This window comes from Collinsella sp. AF23-2 (assembly GCF_003459245.1).
Classification (GTDB): domain Bacteria; phylum Actinomycetota; class Coriobacteriia; order Coriobacteriales; family Coriobacteriaceae; genus Collinsella.
This window is the reverse complement of sequence record NZ_QRVG01000024.1, coordinates 1-20,237: the sequence shown is the minus strand read 5'-3', so window position 1 is coordinate 20,237 and position 20,237 is coordinate 1. Positions and strand designations below refer to the sequence as shown.

15 protein-coding genes are annotated in these 20,237 nt (G+C 59.0%); 7 read left to right on the top strand and 8 right to left on the bottom strand.

Translation table 11 applies throughout. From position 1 onward, the window contains the following. Positions 1 to 241: 241 nt before the first annotated feature. The 3 genes from DWY03_RS08595 to ptcA form a co-directional block, all read right to left on the bottom strand. Positions 242 to 1,447, bottom strand: coding sequence for an agmatine deiminase family protein (locus DWY03_RS08595; protein ID WP_117635777.1), 1,206 nt, complete (start codon positions 1,445 to 1,447; stop codon positions 242 to 244). Positions 1,448 to 1,814: 367 nt separating this feature from the next. Further along, positions 1,815 to 3,254 (bottom strand): APC family permease, encoded by a 1,440-nt coding sequence (locus tag DWY03_RS08590; RefSeq protein WP_117774343.1) that lies wholly within the window; start codon positions 3,252 to 3,254, stop codon positions 1,815 to 1,817. 132 nt (positions 3,255 to 3,386) lie between these two features. Continuing rightward, the gene (gene ptcA / locus DWY03_RS08585) at positions 3,387 to 4,460 is read right to left on the bottom strand and encodes a putrescine carbamoyltransferase (RefSeq protein ID WP_117736104.1); all 1,074 of its coding nucleotides are present in this window, start codon (positions 4,458 to 4,460) and stop codon (positions 3,387 to 3,389) included. A 329-nt stretch (positions 4,461 to 4,789) separates the two neighbouring features. Between ptcA and DWY03_RS08580 the strand changes: the two genes are divergently transcribed. Further along, positions 4,790 to 5,755: a response regulator transcription factor gene (locus tag DWY03_RS08580; RefSeq protein ID WP_158558644.1), complete on the top strand. Its 966-nt coding sequence runs from the start codon at positions 4,790 to 4,792 to the stop codon at positions 5,753 to 5,755. A 329-nt stretch (positions 5,756 to 6,084) separates the two neighbouring features. On the opposite strand, the gene DWY03_RS08575 is transcribed toward DWY03_RS08580, so the two are convergent. Together DWY03_RS08575 and DWY03_RS08570 are read right to left on the bottom strand one after the other, a co-directional pair. Beyond that, complete coding sequence (locus DWY03_RS08575; protein WP_117840467.1) at positions 6,085 to 8,286, bottom strand: ABC transporter permease; 2,202 nt, start codon at positions 8,284 to 8,286, stop codon at positions 6,085 to 6,087. Further along, a complete protein-coding gene (locus tag DWY03_RS08570) occupies positions 8,276 to 9,061 on the bottom strand; it encodes an ABC transporter ATP-binding protein (RefSeq protein ID WP_006234847.1) in 786 nt (261 codons plus the stop codon). Before DWY03_RS08570 ends, DWY03_RS08575 begins: the two co-directional genes overlap by 11 nt. Positions 9,062 to 9,209: 148 nt before the next feature. Here DWY03_RS08570 and vsr point away from each other — a divergent pair, with 148 nt between their 5' ends. The 3 genes from vsr to DWY03_RS08545 all read left to right on the top strand — a co-directional run bounded on the left by vsr (position 9,210) and on the right by DWY03_RS08545 (position 12,303). Beyond that, complete coding sequence (vsr, locus tag DWY03_RS10250) at positions 9,210 to 10,196, top strand: DNA mismatch endonuclease Vsr (protein WP_231500827.1); 987 nt, start codon at positions 9,210 to 9,212, stop codon at positions 10,194 to 10,196. Positions 10,197 to 10,693: 497 nt separating this feature from the next. After that, the gene (locus DWY03_RS08550; protein ID WP_158556493.1) at positions 10,694 to 11,623 is read left to right on the top strand and encodes an AraC family transcriptional regulator; all 930 of its coding nucleotides are present in this window, start codon (positions 10,694 to 10,696) and stop codon (positions 11,621 to 11,623) included. Between the two features lie 56 nt (positions 11,624 to 11,679). Beyond that, positions 11,680 to 12,303, top strand: a complete 624-nt coding sequence (locus DWY03_RS08545) for an HAD family hydrolase (RefSeq protein WP_089572377.1) — start codon at positions 11,680 to 11,682, stop codon at positions 12,301 to 12,303. Between the two features lie 322 nt (positions 12,304 to 12,625). On the opposite strand, the gene DWY03_RS08540 is transcribed toward DWY03_RS08545, so the two are convergent. Further along, on the bottom strand, positions 12,626 to 13,483 hold the full coding sequence (locus DWY03_RS08540) for a class II fructose-bisphosphate aldolase (RefSeq protein ID WP_022095149.1): 858 nt from the start codon (positions 13,481 to 13,483) through the stop codon (positions 12,626 to 12,628). 334 nt (positions 13,484 to 13,817) lie between these two features. Between DWY03_RS08540 and DWY03_RS08535 the strand changes: the two genes are divergently transcribed. Beyond that, on the top strand, positions 13,818 to 14,621 hold the full coding sequence (locus DWY03_RS08535) for a DeoR/GlpR family DNA-binding transcription regulator (protein ID WP_117772941.1): 804 nt from the start codon (positions 13,818 to 13,820) through the stop codon (positions 14,619 to 14,621). A 66-nt stretch (positions 14,622 to 14,687) separates the two neighbouring features. Here the strand turns inward: DWY03_RS08535 and DWY03_RS08530 are convergent, their stop codons facing one another. Together DWY03_RS08530 and DWY03_RS08525 are read right to left on the bottom strand one after the other, a co-directional pair. Continuing rightward, positions 14,688 to 15,848 carry an FprA family A-type flavoprotein gene (locus DWY03_RS08530; RefSeq protein ID WP_117840462.1) on the bottom strand — a complete coding sequence of 387 codons (1,161 nt, stop codon included), beginning with the start codon at positions 15,846 to 15,848 and terminating at the stop codon, positions 14,688 to 14,690. A gap of 129 nt (positions 15,849 to 15,977) precedes the next feature. After that, positions 15,978 to 16,964 carry a LacI family DNA-binding transcriptional regulator gene (locus tag DWY03_RS08525; RefSeq protein WP_117840460.1) on the bottom strand — a complete coding sequence of 329 codons (987 nt, stop codon included), beginning with the start codon at positions 16,962 to 16,964 and terminating at the stop codon, positions 15,978 to 15,980. A 383-nt stretch (positions 16,965 to 17,347) separates the two neighbouring features. Between DWY03_RS08525 and DWY03_RS08520 the strand changes: the two genes are divergently transcribed. Together DWY03_RS08520 and DWY03_RS08515 are read left to right on the top strand one after the other, a co-directional pair. Then, positions 17,348 to 18,553, top strand: a complete 1,206-nt coding sequence (locus DWY03_RS08520) for a galactokinase family protein (protein ID WP_117840458.1) — start codon at positions 17,348 to 17,350, stop codon at positions 18,551 to 18,553. Beyond that, on the top strand, positions 18,544 to 20,172 hold the full coding sequence (locus DWY03_RS08515) for a UDP-glucose--hexose-1-phosphate uridylyltransferase (protein ID WP_164473332.1): 1,629 nt from the start codon (positions 18,544 to 18,546) through the stop codon (positions 20,170 to 20,172). Before DWY03_RS08520 ends, DWY03_RS08515 begins: the two co-directional genes overlap by 10 nt. Positions 20,173 to 20,237: the final 65 nt, after the last annotated feature.

The window sequence follows — 20,237 nt, the reverse complement described above, 5'->3', positions numbered from 1 at the left end:
ACGGTGCGATTCATCGACTGTCCGATTGATCGGCTGGGTTTCCGAGGTGCGGCAGATTGCCCTGAAAGAGGAGGGCATAGACCTTAAGGGTCATGCCCGACGATTGAAGGGCAAGGTGCCGTGCCTCGGGAAGACAGACGTTTACTCGGCGTGCTCAGGTGCGCCAGATTGGCGCGAACGAGGAGCGTAGCGTACTGACGCTACGTAAGCGACGAGTGAACGCCAAGGTGGCGTGCCTGAGTTACGCCGAGGGCTCCTGCTGGGTAATGCAGTGGATATTGCCGCCGCCGAAGACGACCTGCTCGGACTGGACGCCGACGCACTTGTAGACGCCCTCGCCCCAGACCTCGTCATAGATCTTCTGGAGCGTGTCGACGGCCAGCTGGTCGTTCTCGTCGCCGTACTGCGGGACGATGACGCCGTGGTTGGTGACCAGGTAGTTCATGTAGGACGCGATCAGCGGCTCGTCGGGGACGCGCGGCTCGGCGTTCTCGTCGGCGTCGATGGTGTCGCAGGAGGCCTGGTCCATGAACAGCGGGTTCACGGGCATGCAGAGCTTGTAGACCTTCATCTTGCGGCCCTTGGCGTCAACGGCGTTGGAGAGGGTCTCGTAGGCAGCGTGGCACTGCTCGTAGAACGGATACTCGGGATCGTCGGTCCAGATGCAGGCCATGACGCCCGGAGCGATGAACGTGGCAACGTCGTCGATATGACCGTTGGTCTCCTCGGGGTCGATGCCCTCCTTGACCCAGATGACCTTCTCGACACCCAGGTAATCCTTGAGGTGCTCGTCCATGTAGGCGCGAAGCTCCTCGCTCCAAGGCTCAAACTTCTTGTGGAACTTGGGCCAGATGGACTCGGGATCCTCTTCCTCCTCCAGAACCGCAGAGCAGGTGCGGCCCGGGGAAAGCAGGCACTGGTCGGTCACGACAAGGGTGCCCTCGCCGTCGACGGTGATGGAGCCGCCCTCGAGGATCATGTCGTCGGGACGATAGCGACGGCAGCCGGAGAGCTCAGCCATCTTGAGGGCGATCTGCTCGTCCTTGTCCCACGGAAAGTACAGGCCGTCGACGAGGCCGCCGTAGGCGTTGAAGTGCCAGTGGTTGGCGCGCTTCTCGCCCTTGCCGTTGATGACGTAGGTGGCGGCGGTGTCGCGGAACCAGGCGTCGTCGGTGGTCATCTCGATAACGGTGACGTTCTCGTCGTTCTCGAAGACGGCCTTGCAGTTGGCATAGTCGACCTGGTTGGCGCACATATAGACCGGGGTGAACTCGGAGATGGCGCGGGCGATGGCGGCATACTGCTTCTGAGCCGGCTTGGCGCCGTGGGCCCAGGTGTCGGTGCGGTGGGGCCAGCCCATCCACACGCGATCCTGCGGGGCGAACTCGGCGGGCATAAAGAAGCCGTCGGCCTTGGGGGTGGACTCGGACTCGGTGATCGTACGCATAAGATTTCCTCCAAATCGAACGATCGTTTGCCGCGGGCGGATTACCCGCAGCCTAAAACCAAGAGATAGTGGGCGCCCGTCCCCCGGCAAAGGTCGGGGCGCCCGGTGCCGGTTTTCACGGAGCCGCACCGACGAGCGGCAACGTAACCAAGTGCGTGGAGACAAACGCACGAAGGATACGAGAGAGAGGTTGGGGCGGGCGGTGGTTACCGGAGCTATCGCTCGCACCCGCCCCAGGAAATAGTGAGCAAATTTGTCGCTTTGGGCACGCCCTCGAAGAGGCTAGAGTGCCTGGAGTCGGGAGCGACAAGCCCGACGAAGCGCACGTTGGTACGCGAGGAGGGTTGGAGCCCCAGAACCGGGTGCTCTAGTTCTCCTCGGCCTCGGCGGCCTCCTCAGCGAGACGCTGAGCTGCCAGCTCGGGAGTGAGGCCCTTGTACTCGGTCTCGCGGCCCTTAGCGCTGACGACGCGGACAACCTCGCCGATGAGCAGAAGCACGATGAAGATAACGATCATCGGGAGCTTGTCGCCAATTTCAGCGGCAGAGAACGGCACCAGCGTTGCAACGATGGCCAGGATCAGCTCGATGCAAGGGATGGCCAGCATGACCTTCATCATGGCACCCTTAAACGGGAACGTGAAGATGCGCTCGCGGTCGGGGTCGTTCTTGCGAAGGTTGAGGAACGCCGGGAACATCGGGATGTAGGTCAGCAGCAGGAAGACGACGGAGGTGCCGAAGAGCATCCAGAAGACGCCGTTGGAGATGGCATCGATGGGAACGAGCTGCAGGCACAGCACCAGGGAGGCAACGACGGCGTTGACCAGGTTGGCACCGTTGGGCATGTCGTCATCAGAGATCATCGAGGCGAAGACCTTGGGCATGTTGCCGTGCTCGGCAGCGTAGCGAGCAACGGAGTTAACGCCGAAGGACCAAGCAGCCATGTTGGCGAACAGGGTGATCAGGAAGGCAATGCAGATGACCTTAAAGATCATGGAGTCGCCCACCATGGTCTGGACTGCATAAATCATGCCGTAGTCTGGGTCGATGGAATCGGCCGGCACAGCAGCGCCGATGCCAAAGCCAGCGAACAGGTAGATCACGGCGATGGACAGGCCACCGACGATGATAGCCTTGGGAATATCGCGAGCGGGATCGGCCATGTCATCGGTCATGGTGCAGATGACCTCGAAGCCCATGAAGTTAAAGATGATGATCGACAGGTAACCGAGAGCGTTGGTGTTGGTGAGCTCGGGCAGGAAGGTGGCAGCGGACATGTCGTTCGCAAAACCGTTCTCCATGGCATACCAAATGCCCAAAGCGCCAACGATAACGGCGACGGCGACCTTGATGATGGCGCCACCGTTAAGGACCCACTCGGAGTCGGCCGCCTTGGAGCGGCCCATGAGGTAGACGATCCACACAAAGGCAAGATCGATACCCATCTTGGCGATCAAGTTGAACTCAACGCCAAAGACCATGCCCAAAATGTCGGGGAACATGGTAGCCAGCGAGGCAATCCACAGCGGGTAGTTGACCCAGTAGTAATACGAGATGCGGGCGCCCCATTTGTCGCCCAGGCCATCGCGTACCCAGTCGTAAATGCCGCCCTCGCCGTCATAGGTGGTGCCGAGCTCGGCAACAACCATGCCATAAGGAAGCAGGAAGGTCAGGATCAGGAAGATCCACCAGAAGAACTGCTGGTTGCCAATGGCAGCAGCAGGAGCGGCGGCCTCGCAAACGAAGACGACGCAGATGATGGTCGAAATGACCGTCAAAAAGGAAAGCTTTTTCTTTCCGTCGCTCATGATGAGCTCCTTCGCTCAGTCTTGGACAGATCCGAGGCCCAAGGTACTAAGGCAATTGCCTGAGCCTCGGTGAGCGGGCGACAGGAGACGAGCATCCGCCGCCCGCAAACGTGCGTTTAGCAGGCTTAAGGCTTAGAGCTGCTCGAGAGCCTCGAGAGCGGCGTGAAGCTCGGCCTTGGCGGAGTACTCGACACCCTCGTCGTTGAGCGGGGTGCGCTTGCCCAGGGCAGCGAGGAGAGCACGGATGGAGTGCTTGCGGTTCTCGGCCTCGACCCAGCACAGGGAGCGCTCGGGATCGTCCATAACCTCGTCGACGACTTCCTCGTTGCGAGTGGCCGGCAGGCAGTGCATGAACTTGGAGTTGGGGCCGGCGAAGTTCATCATGTCCATGGTGACCTGATACTTGGGGTAGAACACGTCCATGTAGTTCTCGCCCGAGACCTCCTCGTCGTACAGGCCATACCACACGTCGGTGTAGATGAAGTCGGCGCCCTTGATGCACTCGATGTCGTCGGAGATGACGACGGAGCCGCCGGAGACCTTGCAGTTCTCCTCGGCGATGGCCATCATCTGCTTGCCGAACTCGGCGCGCTCCTCAACGGTGCCAACGTGCAGGCCGCCGTCGGGGATCTGGTGGCCCTTGGGTCCAAACTGGACAAACTTCATGCCGACCTTGGAGGCGATGAACATGAGGGAGACGCAGACCTGGGTGGCGTCGCCGATGAAGGCCAGGGTGCAGTCCTCGATCTTCTTGCCCTCGGGGAGGTTCTCGAGCATGGTCATGAGGTCGCCCATCTCCTGCGTGGGATGGTTGAACTCGGACATGCCATTGATGACGGGCACAGCGGAGCCCTCGGCGAGGCCGACGACGTCCTTGTGACGGTCAACGCGAGCCATCATGATGTCGAGCAGCGAGCCCATAACGCGAGCGGTGTCGCCCAGGGACTCGTGACCGCCGAGCTGGATGGTGCCAGGGCCATAGAACTGAGCATGGCCGCCGAGGTCGGTCATAGCGGTCTCGAAGGAAAGACGGGTGCGGGTGGAAACCTGCTGGAAGATCATGCCAAGGCTCTGGTTGCGGAGCAGGTGCGGATAATAACCGTCAACCTTGATGGCCTTCTTCATTGCCAGGCCAAGATCCTCGATAGCCAGGATCTGCTCTTTGGTGAAGTCGTTGGTGTCGATGAAATCCTTAGGCAGCGCCATGTCGATTCCTTTCCGCCGGTCGTGCCGACTATTGCTATGAGGCGCTCGAACATCACGCCTCGTGTTGACAAGACCATCATTCACCCGTATGCAATTTTTACCTAGTTTATTCGGGATTAAAGACCGTTCACGGAGTTACACCCCCTCTAAACCAATATAAACCCGCAGGTAGCCAGCTTGCAGGGGGTTTACTATCTAGAACCGCGAACGGTATACGGCTATGCTGTATCTCGGCGCCTAATCCGCAATGGAACGAAGGGTTGAGACGTCTATATCCCACAAGGTATACAGGGCTCGGCCATAGATGAAATGAGATGGGACGGTGGCAGATGAACACCCTGATGTTCTTCTATACCCTAGCGATACTCGTGATCTGTATTGTGACGGCAGTGCTTTCGCTTGCCGCCTATGCCTCGTCTCGTCGACGCTTCTTTATCTATGGCAGCGGCGTTTTTATTTGCTATGCCATCGAGATGACCGAGATCTTCTTTTTTGAATACACGTTGCAAAACCAGAGTTTTCCAGCCAGCGACTATTACTCAATTACCATGCCTGTGTTGCGGACCCTTGTGGCGACCGCTTCACAAGCTTTTATCTGGCTCATTGCCATGGACTTGCTCGACAAACATTCAAAAAAGCAGTTTGTTATTCCCGTCGCAACGTTCTTCCTGAGCGAGCTGCTGGTCATTGTCGCTGTCCCCTACGGCCCCATGCATCAATGGCTCTACTACACGATGCGTCAGGTATTCCTTGTATTTGTGGGACTGTATATCTTTTGGACGGCGCATAAAAGCACGCAGGTCGAGCTTAAGGCGCGCGTCAACAATCAACGAAAGCACCTCATTATCGGCGCCATTCTGGTCGGGTGCATCGTTGCCGAGGATTTCTACAACATCCTTGTTGTTCCCATGAGCCTGGCACCCTCTTGGCTGCAGCTGTACCTGTCCGAGCGCAACTTTAGCGAGAACATCTTTGCGTGCTACTTTGCGATTCTGCTGATCATCTATGCCTATCACGTGCTTTCGATTCGCATGCAGGAGGCGCCCGAGGAAAAGAACGTCAGCGATCTTGATCGACACATCGAAGAGCAGATGCCCTTCTATCGCAACGCCTACAAGCTCTCCAACCGCGAAACCGAAGTCATGCGTCTGGTTGTGTTGGGCAAATCGAACCAAGAGATCGCTGACGAGCTCTTCCTTGCCGTGGGCACCGTCAAGACCCATATCCACAACATCCTGGTCAAAACTGAGCAGCAAAACCGCACGACGCTCATCCTCCACTTTTGGAAACGATAACCTACCAAAAAGGGACAGGTTTATTTTGGCAGGTTTTATCTGGGCAAATGCCAAAACCGCCGCGAGGGAGCTACTTTCCCTCGCGGCGGTTTTCTAGCAGTAAAACCAAGTGAGTAGGCTTTTGGCGGGATGCCGAGCACGCCCCAAAACACCACCGCCCTGACCTGCGGTTTTATTGAGCGTTTGGCGCGGTGTGCTCGACAAGTCCAAAAAAGTCTACTCACTTGCATCTGAGAGGCATCCGATAGACAAAAAACCGCCGCGAAAAGGGTCCGGACCCCGTTCGCGGCGGCTGTTCGCGTTGGTTTTGCGACGGTTTTGCCCGCTTGTTACTCGCTGTAGCGGGTGGCGATGGCAGCTTGTACCATGCCGGCGCTCATGAGGTACGTCACCAGGAAGTAGCCACCATAGGCTGCCAGGAAGATCGCACAGGTGAGGCCCACGGTGCCGCCGATGCTCATATTTCCGAATATGCTCACCAGCTCGATGATCACCTTAAGTGCCACAAAGGAGTGCGCTAGGCCCACTGCCAGCGGGAACAGGAAGAATACCGCTTGCTGCGCCATCACCGAATGGCGAATCTGGCGGTCGTCGCAGCCGATCTGTGCCAGCACACGATAGCTGCGGCTGCCATCGGCCACGTTGGAGAGTTGCTGGATCGACAGAATCGCCGCGCATGCAACGACCAATACAAAGCCGATGTAGATGGCTAGGTAGCTAATAAGACCGTTCATTTGCGCTGCTTGCGTGTACATCTCGGAGCGTGTGATGAAGGTTCCCCACGACCCCGGCTTCTTGCCGTCAACGAGCAGATCGTCGAGCAGAGTGTATTTAATGCTCTCGTCTGCCTCGGTCGTATCCATCCCCTGTTTGTAGTTAACGAGCAGGCTACTGGAATACGGCTGCAGATTAAGTTGGGACAACAGCTCGTCGGCAACGACGACGGTACCCGGATTACTGCCCATCGCCGAGTTGGCGATGGCCGCCGTATCTTCGTCCGACCTATCGGTTGCAGGCTTGAGCTCATGCCCGCCCAAGGAAAGGGTGTGACCGCCGGCCATGTACTTGGTGTACAGGTCGCCCAGCTCACCGCCCATATCACACGTAAGCAAGTACTGGTCGCGGCCAATGCTCACCGGCTCCTCGCCCATCATCTGGCGCAGCTTGTTGTACTGGCTCGCCGGCGTCACAAACAGGCCCATATCATCGGCATTGCTAGCCTCGAGCGCCTTGGGGAGCTTTTCGCCCATGGCCTTGCACATCTCGCCCGCCGTCACCGAAGGATCCGAGCCGCCAAGCGTATAGCTCAGATACGAGTCGATCTGCACATGCTCACCGGCAACATCGGCGATATTGACCTTCTTGCCGGTCTCGTCGTTGTTGTCCGCCGACTTGCGCTCGCCATGCCACGCAGCGTACAAATCGACCGTTGCATCGGCCAGCACCATGCGATCGGCCTCAGACGGATTGACATACTCCTTGTAGTAGTCGAGCGTTTCGGGCGTGTAATAGACATACGTCTGAGACACGTCAACAGGGTTATAGCGCTCGAGGTTTTCGTTCATCACGTTGGCGATCGACATACCGCAGGTCACCGAGGTAATAGCCAAAAACAGGAGCATCGCGATGACGCCCATCGAAAAGCACACCGTGTTGACCTTGGCCGCAAGCTGGCGCACGGTAAACATGTTGAGGCCGCGCCAATACACGCCGCGCAGGCTCTGCAGCAGCTTGATGAGCATGCCCGAGAGTCCCCAGAACAGGGCAAAGGTGCCCACGGTAACCATAGCGGTCGTAATGCCAAACTGGTTCATGGCCTCTTGTAGCTTGCTGTCCGTCGCGGTTAGCGGGAACCCATCACGTAGCAGACGGTAATAGGCCACGCCCACAAGCACCGCGCCCACGGCAAAGATGGCAATCGCGATCCAGGGGTTGCGTGTCTTGATGCTCTCGTTGCGACGCTCGGCACCCATAAGCTCGATGAGTTTGGTACGACGCACGGCGCGGAGGTTCAGCAGTAGCGTGAGCACAAACATTACGAGCATGCAGGCAAGGGTCAGATTGAACGCATGCATCGAGAAAAAGAAGTGGAAATTGGCGATCTGTGTCTTAAAGAGCGAGGCCGTAAAGAACGTCATGAGTTGGGAGAGTCCCACACCCAGCACAATGCCGGCGACAAAGGCCACCACCGAGACAATCACCGTCTCGAGTGCCATGATCGTGGCGACGCGCCCGCGCCCCATGCCGAGCACCTGGTACAGGCCAAACTCCTTTTTGCGGCGTTTCATGATGAAGTTATTGGCGTACACCATCAAAAAAGCCATGACACCGGCCAAAAAGTACGTCAGGTCGCCGAGCATGCTGCCCATAACCTGTGCCAAGCCCTCTTCATCGATTCCGGCGATGTCGACCTGCATCGAGATGGTGTTAAAGGCATAGAAGACCGTGACGCCCAGGGTGAGCGTCAGCAAGTAGACGAGGTAGTCGCGGCCGGCGCGGCGGACGTTGCCCCAAGCGAGTTTACAGAGCATCGGAGCCCTCACCGCCCATCATGGCAACGACCTCCATAATGCGGTCGAAGAACTCTCGGCGGTCGGTGTCGCCGCGGCGCAGCTCGGTGAAGATTTTGCCGTCGCGAATAAACAGCACACGGCTCGTGTAGCTGGCGGCAAAGCTGTCGTGCGTGACCATGAGCACCGTGGCGCGCAGGCGGCGATTGAGGGCCTCCAGGCTCTCGAGCAGCAGGCGGGCACTCTTGGAATCGAGGGCGCCGGTGGGCTCGTCGGCCATGATCATGGTGGGGTCGGTGACGAGCGCGCGGGCCGCGGCAACGCGCTGCTGCTGACCGCCGGACATCTGGTAGGGATACTTGTCGAGCACCTGACTGATAGACAGACGCGCGGCCACATCCTGCACGCGGGTCGAGATCTCTGCCGAGTTTGTGCGGGCAATGGTGAGCGGCAGGGCGATGTTCTCGCGTGCCGTGAGCGTATCGAGCAGGTTGGAGTCCTGGAAGATAAAGCCGAGCTCTTCGCGGCGGAACTGCGAAAGCTTAGCCTGCTTCATGCGCGTCACGTCCTGGCCGTTGATGCGGATCGTGCCGCTCGTGGCGCTATCAATGGTCGACACGCAGTTGAGCAACGTCGACTTGCCCGAGCCCGAAGCGCCCATGATGCCAACAAATTCGCCGCGGTTGACCGTAAAGCTGACGTCGTTGAGCGCGCGGGTCACGTTGCCCAGCGCTCCATATACCTTTTCGAGATGCGCGACCTCCAGTACCGGGGTCGCCATGTGCGTGGTTTGCATACCGAGTCCTTTCTTGCGATTAGTCTACGGCATCTATAGTCGCAAGAAGACGAGCCAGCTACCATCGATATGGCTTACGCTTGCCTTACCGTTGTGTAAGGTAGGGGTAGCTAGCCTGCCACGTGATGATATTGAGAGAGGACTCCTGTTGAAGACTGTTCATGTTGCCGCTGGGATCATTCGCAAAGAAGGATCCGATGAGCTGCTTGCCGTGCAGCGCGGCTACGGCGACATGCAGGGACTTTGGGAGTTTCCCGGCGGCAAGCTCATGCGCGGCGAGACACCCGAGGACGCCGTGCGACGCGAACTTATGGAAGAGCTGCAGGTAAAAGTCACCAACCTGCGCGATTTCTATACCGTTGAGTATGACTACCCCGATTTTCATCTCTCCATGGAGTGCTACTACTGCTCGCTCGCCGATGAATCCGATGAGCCCCAGAAGCACGACCGCCAGCTCGATATCCGCTGGATTCCACGCACCTCACTTGCCACGGTGGAATGGATGCCCGCTGACAAGGGGCTCATTGATGCCCTGATTGAGCTGAAGGAAGACCGGCTCGAGACAAGCTCCGCCGATGACGCCGTGCCCAACACAGCCAACAAACCCGCCACCAAACCCAAGCGCGCACCTAAGCGCCGCAGCAAGAAGCGTCCCAAGCCCGGCCTGCTCGACGGCATCGATACCTCGGACCTCTCCGCTGACGAGCGCGAACTGGTCCGCCGTCGCGCCGCCATCAAAAAGTCCATGAAGGGCAACAAGCGCGCCAACACCAAGCCCGAGCTGCTCGTACGTCAGCGCCTACGGGCCGCGGGCCTTACGGGCTATCGTTTGGAATGGAAGGTACCCGGCAAGCCCGACATCGCCTTTCCCGGGCGCAAGATCGCCATCTTCGTCAACGGCTGCTTTTGGCACCGCTGCCCCAAGTGCAACCCTAGCCAGCCCAAGCGCAACGTTGAGTTTTGGGAGGCAAAGTTCCGTCGCAACGTCGAGCGCGACCGCGCTGCCGTGGCGGCACTCACTCAAATGGGCTGGACACCCATAACCATCTGGGAATGCGAGCTCAAAAAAGACCGCATCGACGCCACGATGGAAAAGGTCATCGAGCAGGTGCGCGCCGCAGAGCCGCAGCGCTAACAGCAAGCATTCACACGCTCCGCACGTCCGCGCCACATCCACGTCACAAACCTTAGAAAGCCCTTAAGCTCAAAACCTTTCAAGAGTGTTACTCGATAGCTTTTACCTGCGGTTTCATCGCAACGTCAAACCTCATTAAGCCTTTCTTTAGCGCTTCTTTGCAACAGCCGCGGCATAATACTGCCAACGCACGGGACCTAGCAGCACACCCCGAGCGCAATCTTTTGGTGGACATCGAGGAGGCCGTATAAGCATGCATTCTTCCAATGACGCAGCACAGCAGCCATCCCTAAAATATGCAGACCTTTTCTCCTTCCCCCCGACACAGAGAAACGGCCTCCTCGACTCCCCAACCTCACAGCAAAAGCGCTCAGCCGATCAGAGCCTCAACCTGCGAGCATCCTTCGAAAAGCTCCAAGCATCCCTAGACAAGGCGTTCCCCGAACAGGCAAGAGCAATCTAAGCCCATCGCGCTTTATACTGATGTCATGCGAAACATGGATCACATAGAATTGCACCGCGGAGGACGCGAGGAAGCGTTTCCCGAGACCGCCGAAGACTGGCCCTATATTGCCGAACGCGCAGAATTCGCTCGCTATCCGGGCAATTCCGTCCCCTGGCACTGGCATTCCGAAGTTGAGCTTTTCTACATGGAGCAGGGAGCGATTGACTATCGAACGCACGCGGCTCATGAGCACGTACGCTTTGAGGAAGGGTCCGCCGGCTTTATCAACGGCGGCGTTTTGCACAGCACGCTGCAATCACCCAATTCGGCGCCAGCCATTCAAATGCTGCATATCTTTCAGCCGTCGATGCTCGGCGATCCCGCGGGACGTCTCCAAAAGCGCTACATCAACCCATTGCTTCAATGTCGAGGCGTCGATGTGCTCAAATGGTCGCCCACCAATCCCGACGATATGCCCTTTATCGATTTGCTGAAGAGCTCCTTTAGCCACGACCTTCAACAGCCGCAGAACGAGATGGCGCTTCGAAATAGTTTGTCAGAGCTCTGGATTCAGATTAACGCCAAGACCGAACCGCTCTTTTCTTCCGACGGCGCCTCTTGGATGACCAGCCGCGACGTACAGTTCAAGGCAATCCTGGACTTTATCCGCGCAAACTATGCAGCCGCTATAGATGTGCCCCAGATGGCATCTGCAGCCGGCGTAAGCGAAAGAGAGTGTTACCGCATTATCGAAACTTGTGCAGGAACGACCCCGGCGGCATATCTACGCGCATACCGCATAAACCGTGCTTGCGAACTTTTGGCACACACCACGCGAACGGTACAGACAGTCGCGCGCCAATGCGGATTTATAACAGCAAGCCATCTTGGCCAGGTATTTAAAGAACAAATGGGGTGCACTCCTTCGAGCTATCGAGCAGCGAGGCAGAATCTCGATAGCACCAGACAGAAATCCCGCTAGCCCTTCTTCTGTCACTGCATCAAACTTGCAGGCAAACAACAGAGAGGAGCAATCATATGAAGCACTTTGACCATATCGTATTTGACGTTGATGGGACATTGGCAGATACAGAAGAAAGCGTTCTGTCATCGCTTGTCCAGATTGTCCAAGAAGAGACCAGCAAAACGCTTCCCCGACACGAGCTTGACTTTGCCCTCGGCATACCCGGCAAGGATGCCCTTGAGAAACTTGGGATCTACTCGCAGGCAACGTTGGATCGCTGGTGCCAAGTTGCCGCCAGCTTTAAAAGCACCATCAGCGTGTTTCCAGGTTTGCTTGAAGTCATCGCAACACTCGCCGATAGCGGCTGCAAACTTGGCATCGTCTCCTCACGTGCGCGCGACGAATACGCAAAAGAAATTGCACCCCTTGGTTTCGATAAGTATTTTGAGCACATCATCCTTGTCGAAGACACAACCGAACATAAACCCGCACCCGCACCCATGCTCGAATATCTCCGACGTGCGGGCGCGAATCCTGGCAACGTCGTCTACGTTGGCGACACCGTCTACGACGAACAATGCGCAACTTCAGCAGGGGTCAGTTTTGCCCGAGCAGCATGGGGATCACACCAAGATATCCCAAACGCCACCTACAACCTCAAAACCCCCAACGACCTACTAACCCTAACAACCAAATAACCCACGCGTCCCACCCTTTCAGCCCCAACACCACAAGGGCGATTGAGCAGGACGGTTTGGGCGGGTCCCCGTACTTAGTTTCCAAAATCATTCCGCAGCGCGAAGGCTTCTTATTATTTTCAGACCTAACGCCACAAGGGCGACGACCTCGAGTAGGTCAACCTGGGAGGGACGAGGGCTTAGTTCTCCAATCTTTCCGCAGGGGGCAAAAAGCCTCGCCGCACGAAGTGCGCAGCGAGGCTTTTTGCATGCCCGAGGACGATTGGGGAACTAAGCCCTCATCCCTCCCCGGGATCTATTTTGAGTCGGAGTACCCTTGCTGTTACTCTGCTTTGCCCACAGAGTTGAGGTTGGTCATACGGATCTTAACCAGTTCGGTGATCTCACGCATGCCCTCCTTGGCCGGCTTCTTGGGATCGAAGCAGGCGGGGTTCTCGGCCATGTAGGCCATGAAGCCCTTGGTGTAGGCCTGACGCAGCTCGGTGGCGTAGTTGACCTTGCAGATACCGTTCTTCACAGCCTCGGCAACCTGCTCATCGGGCACACCAGAGGTGCCGTGCAGAACCAGCGGTACGTCGACGGCGTCGCGGATGGCCTTGACCACGGACTGCTCGATGTGAGGATCGCTCGTATACACGCCGTGGCTGGTGCCAACGCCAATGGCCAGCGAGGTGCATCCAGTGCGCTCGACGAACTCCTTGGCCTCGGCCGGATCGGTGTAGGGGCTCTCGCCCTCAACCGCGGGACCGTCGTCCTCCTTGCCGCCAACCTTACCGAGCTCAGCCTCGACGGGCACGCCCATGGCGCGGCCAGCATCGGCGACGGACTTGGTCAGAGCGATGTTGTCCTCGAAAGACTCGTGCGAACCGTCGATCATAACGGAGGTGTAGCCCGTGCGGAAAGCCTGCATGCAGCGGTCATAGCCATCGCCGTGATCGAGGTGCAGGGCGACGGGCACGGAAGCGCGCTCGGCAGCGGCCTTGACCATGCCGTAGAAGTAATCCAGGCCAGCGGTCTTGATGGTGCCCGGGGTGGTCTGCATGATGACGGGGGACTTGGTCTCCTCGGCAGCAGCCAGAACGGCCATAACGAACTCGAGGTTCTCGACGTTGAACGCGCCAACGGCGTAGTGGCCGGCCTGGGCGTCCTTGAGCATCTTTTCGGTGGTAACAAGTGCCATGAGCGTTTGCTCCTCTCCATCGCCCGCATCTGGACATCGGGCGTACGTGTCCGCAAGGCGTTTTACCTTGCGTTTTGCTGCGTTCATTGTATGAAATTCAGCGGGTATGCATGTGCGAGATATTGTCATCGCGCGAGGTCCAACCTTCATTTTTGAAAAGCAAACGGAAGGGGTCGAACCCGAGCGTGCGTGTTCGAAATTGAGTTTTGAGCCTTGATCATCTTTCTTTTATAGAAAAAGTAAGTAATCGAAAGGTGTTTTCTTACTCAAAAAGAAAATGAACGAAAATAGACTCAACACAATTCCTACAAATTTAGCCGAGAATGGAGCAGATATGGCCCACGCAACAACCCGAGCTTTCGCCGACGAGCGTCGTTCCGCCATCATGGAGATGCTCGAACATAACGCCTCTGTGCAGGTGGCAGAAATCGCCCAGACCTTTGGCGTATCCTCCGTCACCGCCCGCGCCGACCTGGACGCGCTAGCCGAGTCCGGCAAGTTGCGCCGCACGCACGGCGGCGCCGTGTCGCTCCAGAAGCGACTGACCGTATCCACCCAGGATCGCCGTATCAACGTCAATGTCGCCGCCAAGCAGGCCATCGCGCAAAGCGCCATCGAACTCGTCAGCGACGGTGACACCCTGCTCGTCGACTCGGGCACCACCGCGCTCGAATTTGTCCGCCTGCTCGACCAGCGCGACGGCATCACCGTCATCACGGCCGACATCACCATCGCCGATTATATCGACGAGAGCATGCCCTCGGTCGATGTCGTCATGCTGGGCGGAGCACTGCGCAAAGGTCATCGTTATTTGTACGGTCCGCTCACCATGCAGGCGCTCCAAATAATCCATGCCGATCTGGCCGTCATGTGCCCCGGCGCTTTTGTCCCCCGTTGCGGCTTTACGACCGACTTTCCCCAGATGGCCGAGACCAAAACGGCCATGATCGCCGCAGCCCATCAAAGCGTCGCCCTCATGGACGCCAGCAAGGTTTACGGACGCGGCATGTACCGTTTTGCTGAGCTTGCCGACGTCGGCACCATCGTGATGGACCGTGACCCCGATCATGCCGTCGCCACCTCAATCGCCGAGATCGTCGACAACGCCCGCCCAAATCTCGTCATCGCCGGCGCTTAAACAAAAACCACCACAAAGGTGCCTGTCCCCTTTGTGGTGGTTTGAGCGTTAAAAGTGAGCGTATCGCTACTTGGAGAGCTCGTCAGCGAGGGCCTCGATCTGAGCGCGCGAGGCGTCGTTGAGCGAACCCAGGACAGTCACCTTGTTCTCCGTCAGGGTGATGTCCTTCATGCCCTCGAGCTCCTTGGTCATAACCTTAGCGGCGGCAGGTGCCCAAGAGCCGGCCTCAACGAGCGCCACGGTACGGTTCTGGTAGGCATGCTCGGCGAGCGTATGGATAAAGGTGCTCATAAACGGGAAGATCTCGCCCTGATAGGTGATGGAAGCGAGCACCAGACGGTCATAGCGGAACGCGTCCTCAACGGCCTCGGCCATGTCGTCGCGAGCCAGGTCAAAGACGGAGACCTTCTGGCCGCGAGCCTCGAGCGCTGCGGCGAGCTCCTCGACGGCGGCCTTCAGGTGGCCATAGACGCTCGCGTAGGCAATGGTGATGCCCTCGTCCTCGGGCTGATAGCTCGACCAGATGTTGTAGGTGTCGAGGTAGTAGCCCAGGTTCTCGGTCAGCACGGGGCCGTGGAGCGGGCAGATGATCTGGATGTCCAGGTCGGCGGCCTTCTTGAGCACGGCCTGCACGAACTTGCCGAACTTGCCGACGATGCCAAAGTAGTAGCGGCGCGCCTCGCAGGCCCACCCTTCCGGATCCTCGATGTCATTGGCACCAAACTTGCCAAAGCCGTCGGCACTAAAGAGCACCTTGTCGGTGGCCTCGTAAGAGAACAGCACCTCGGGCCAGTGAACGTTGGGGGCGCCGACAAACGTCAGGCTGTGGCCGCCCAGGTCGAGCACGTCGCCCTCTTTGACGACCATCTTGCGCTCGGGATAATCGGTGCCAAAGTAGTTGACCATCATGCGGAAGGCGCCCATGCTGGCCACAATCTGTGCCTGGGGATAGCGCTCCATAAAGGCGGCGATGCCGGCGGAGTGATCGGGCTCCATGTGATGGATGACCAGGTAGTCGGGCGTGCGGCCGTCGAGCACGGCCTCGAGGTTGCCGAGCCACTCGTCGACAAAACCGCCATCGACCGAATCGGCGACAGCGATCTTCTCGCCCAAGATAACGTAGCTGTTGTATGCCATACCGTTCTCGGACACATCGTACTGGCCCTCGAACAGGTCAATGTCGTGATCGTCAACGCCAATGTAGCGGATATCCTTGGTGATCTCCATCAGGCAAAGCCTCCTAGATAGACAAATGAACCCGTCTATCATAGCACTCGCCCGCATCCCAACAGCTATCTGCCGGCATCCTTACCGATTGTTATTGAAATGCGATAAATCGCCGTTTACCAGCACAAACTATGAGCGCGGTATCGCCGTGCTATGTCGAATGATGAGCTGGCCGGGAATACGAATGGCAACGGTTTTGCCCACCGTACCCGCCTCGGGAACCGCATGCTCAAACACCTCGCGTCCGCGCTGATGCAGATCGAATCGCACGGTCGTGAGCTCGTTGTGCGCGACAAAGTCGTCGAGCGAATCGTCGACGCCCACCACGCTCACGTCCTCGGGCACGCGCAAACCGCTATCACGCAGCGCGGCAATCGCGCCATTTGCCATCTGATCGTTTGCCGCATAGATCGCCGTCATGGTGCGGTCGTGCTCGGCCAGGTACCTGCCGGCTTCGTAACCGCTGTTGGCAGACCAGTCGCCTTCGAGCGGCTCTGCCGGCTCGATGTGTTTACGCTCGAGTGCATCTTGCCAACCGGCGCGACGAAATTGCTCGTCGACTGAGAACGACGGGCCGCCAATATAGCGAATCTGCTCGTGCCCCAGCTCAAACAGGTGATCCATAAGCAATAGCGAGCAGCCGTAATGATCAGAGTCAACTGTGGTCACGCGCGGATGCGCGTACATGGTAACGATGACCGTGCCAATGCCCGGCAGTGGATCAAACGTCTCAAAATCGGGCGCCATGCGACTCATGCCGATAATGATGCCGTCCACGGGCAGCGCGGCCATACGACGCGTGGCCTCGGCAAGCGAAAACTCCTCGGTCTTGGACATCTCGACCAGCGTAATGGCGCAATTATGCTCGCGAGCAGCGCTGGCGATGCCGTCGATCATCGTCAGGTTGCCGAACTTGGTGACATCGTTGACGCACAGGCCGACCGAATGGTAACGGCCGTCGCGCAGCGAGCGACCGGCATAGCTCGGACGAAAGCCAAGCTCTTGCATCGCGGCCTGCACGCGCTGGCGCGTCTGCTCGTTGACGTTAGGCAAGCCGTTGGCAACGCGCGAAACCGTCTGCTGCGAAACGCCAGCAGCGCGAGCGACGTCGGCCATGGAGACCGGACGCGTACCTGTATCGTTGGACGGGCGCCTTGCCACAGGATCACCTTCACCCTTGCGAGATCTGAATAGCGTGAATGCCTGCCCGGGCAGAAATACGCCCCGCGCCGAGGCCCGCTATCGTCGGACGCATGTTAACGTACTCTACTTTTTCTATCTGCATCTTTTCTGCTTTATAAGTCCATACGGCAGTACCGTTCACGGCTGTATTTCTACCGATTACCAGATTCTCAAAAAGTGACAAGCGATGTGTTATGAGTACGTTAACATAACCCGTAACGTGCGGTATCGTGAACACCTGGTTCATGCCGCTTCAAGTTGTTAACGTACTCATAACGACGCAAAACTCACCCGTGCGCGCCAAGGAAAGGACTCCCATGACCACCCCCGACGAAAAGACATTCGCCACGCTCACCAAGCTGTTTGAGGAGGAGTTTGGCCCCATCGGCGATCGCCAGGTGCTCTATGTGCACGCGCCCGGCCGTTCCGAGATCAGCGGCAACCACACCGACCACGAGGGTGGCCACGTTATCGCCGGCTCGCTCGATGTCGCCGTCGATGGCATCGCCGTGGCAACCGATTCCAACAAGGTCCGCGTTGCCGACGAGGGCTATCCCACGTTTGAGATTGCGCTCGACACGCTAGACGTTCAGGAGTCCGAGAAGGGCACGTCCGCGAGCCTCGTCCGCGGCATGGCCCACGAAATCGCTGCTCTGGGTGTTGAGCCCCAGGGCTTCGACTTCGCCTTCACCTGCTCCGTTCCCTCGGGCGGCGGCCTTTCCAGCTCCGCTGCCGTCGAGGCCGCATACGGTCGTGCCATGGAAACCCTCTGGGGCGCGCCCGCCATTGAGCCCGTCGCGCTTGCGCAGATGAGCCAGCGCACCGAGAACAACTACTACGGCAAGCCCTGCGGTCTGATGGACCAGGCCGCTGTGTGCCTGGGCGGCCTCGCCTACATGGACTTTGAGGATCAGGCTCAGCCTAAGACCCAGAAGCTCGAGCTCAACTTTGAGGATCACGGCTACGCGCTCGTGCTCGTTAAGGTCGGCGCCGACCACGTGGCCGCCACCGATGACTACGCCGCCGTTCCACGCGAAATGCAAGACGTCGCCGCCGAGTTTGGCAAGGCACGCCTGTGCGAGGTAAACGTTGCCGATTTTGACGCCAAGCTCCCCGAGCTGCGCGCCAAGCTGGGCGACCGTGCCTGCCTGCGCGCCGTTCACTACTGGTACGAGAACGGCCTGGTCGATAAGCGCTGGGCTGCCCTGAACGCCGGCGACATCGACCAGTTCCTGGTCCTGACACGCAAGTCCGGCGCCAGCTCTGCCATGTACCTGCAGAATGTCGTTGCTAAGCTGGGCTCCGAGCAGCCCTCGATGTATGCCCTGGCACTGGCCGAGCACGTGCTCGACGGCCGAGGCGCCGTCCGTATCCACGGTGGCGGCTTTGGTGGCACCATCCAGGCCTTCGTGCCGCTCGACCTGGTCGACACCTTCATCGCCAAGATGAACGGCTGGCTGGGCGAGGGCTCTGCCCGCCACTACGCAATTTCTGACAAGGGGGCCTACGCGGCATGGCTGTAATGACTGACGTGCGCGAGGCCGCGCAGAACCTGATCGAGTACGCCATCCACCGATCGATGATCGGCCAGGACGATCGCATCTGGGCGTATAACACCATTCTCGAGTGCATCGGTGCTACGGGCCCGGCGCTCGACATGGCCTGGGCGCTCCAGGTCGAGAAACTCTCGCTCTTGCACCCCGATACCCTGCCCAACTTTGACCTTGAAGGCACACTTGCCGCGCTTGCCGAGGCGGCTGTTGCCAACGGCGCCGCCGAGGACACGGCATCGGGCCGCGACCGCATCGCCATGCGCATCATGGGCGCGCTCATGCCGCGCCCGTCTGCCGTGATTGACGAGTTTACCGGCCGCATGGGCGTCAACGAGCCCCGCGCCGCGACCGACTGGTTCTACGGCCTGTGCTGCGACGCCGGCTACGTGCGCCGTGCCGCCATCGCGCGCAACATCAAATGGAGCACCCCCACCAACTGGGGCGATCTTGAAATCACCATCAACCTGTCCAAACCCGAGAAGGACCCGCGCGATATCGCCGCGGCAGGTGCAGCCAAGAACATGGGCGAGAAGTATCCCGCCTGCCAGCTCTGCATCGAGAACGAGGGTTACCCCGGACGCTCCGCCGCGGCTGACGGCGGCGCTCATCCCGCCCGCCAGAATCTGCGCGTTATCCCCATCCAGCTCGACGGCGAGCGTTGGGGCTTCCAGTACAGCCCGTACGCGTACTTTAACGAGCACTGCATTGCCATGAGCTCCGAGCATCGTCCGATGCACGTCGACCGCAAGGGGCTGACCTGCCTGCTCGATTTTGTGGACCTGTTCCCGCACTACTTTATCGGCTCCAACGCCGACCTGCCCATCGTGGGCGGCTCGATTCTGTCGCACGACCACTTCCAGGGCGGCGCGCACGAGTTCCCCATGATGCATGCCACCGAAGTCTCGCAGTTTAGCGTGCCCGGCTTTGACCAGGTCAGCGGTACCGTGTTGCAGTGGCCGCTTTCGGTGCTGCGACTGCGCTCGCACGACCGCGCCCAGTTGCTCGACGCTGCCGAGAAGATTATCCTCGCCTGGCGCGAGTGGACCGATGAGTCTGTGGGCGTTATCGCGCACACGGCCGACGGCGTAGCGCACAACACCGTGACGCCCGTCATCCGCCGCGTCGACTTCCGCGGCAATGCCGGTGGCGAGATTTACGAGGCCTACCTGGCACTTCGCTGCAACATCACGACCGACGAGCATCCGCTGGGCGTTTTCCACCCGCATGCCGAGTATCACCATATTAAAAAGGAGAACATCGGCCTGATCGAGGTCATGGGCTTGGCCATTTTGCCGCCGCGCCTGGTTCCCGAGCTCGGCGCTGTCCGTGAGCACCTGTTGGCGGCCAAGACCGATGCCAGCTACGACCTTGCCGGTGCGCTCGAGGGCGACGACCTTTGCCGCAGCCACGCCGCATGGGCCGAGGACGTCTTTGCCCGCCGCGCCGACGAGCTTACGGCGGACAACGCCATCGACATCCTGCACGAGGAGGTCGGCGTGGTGTTTGGCCACGTGCTCGACAACGCCGGCGTCTTTAAGTGGGACGAAGCCGGCCGCGCCGCCCAACAGCGCTTTATCGACTCACTGTAATGATCCCTTGGGGACGGAGGAAAACGGATCACTTCGTCTTCAAGACAACGGCGCCCGCCGGCAAC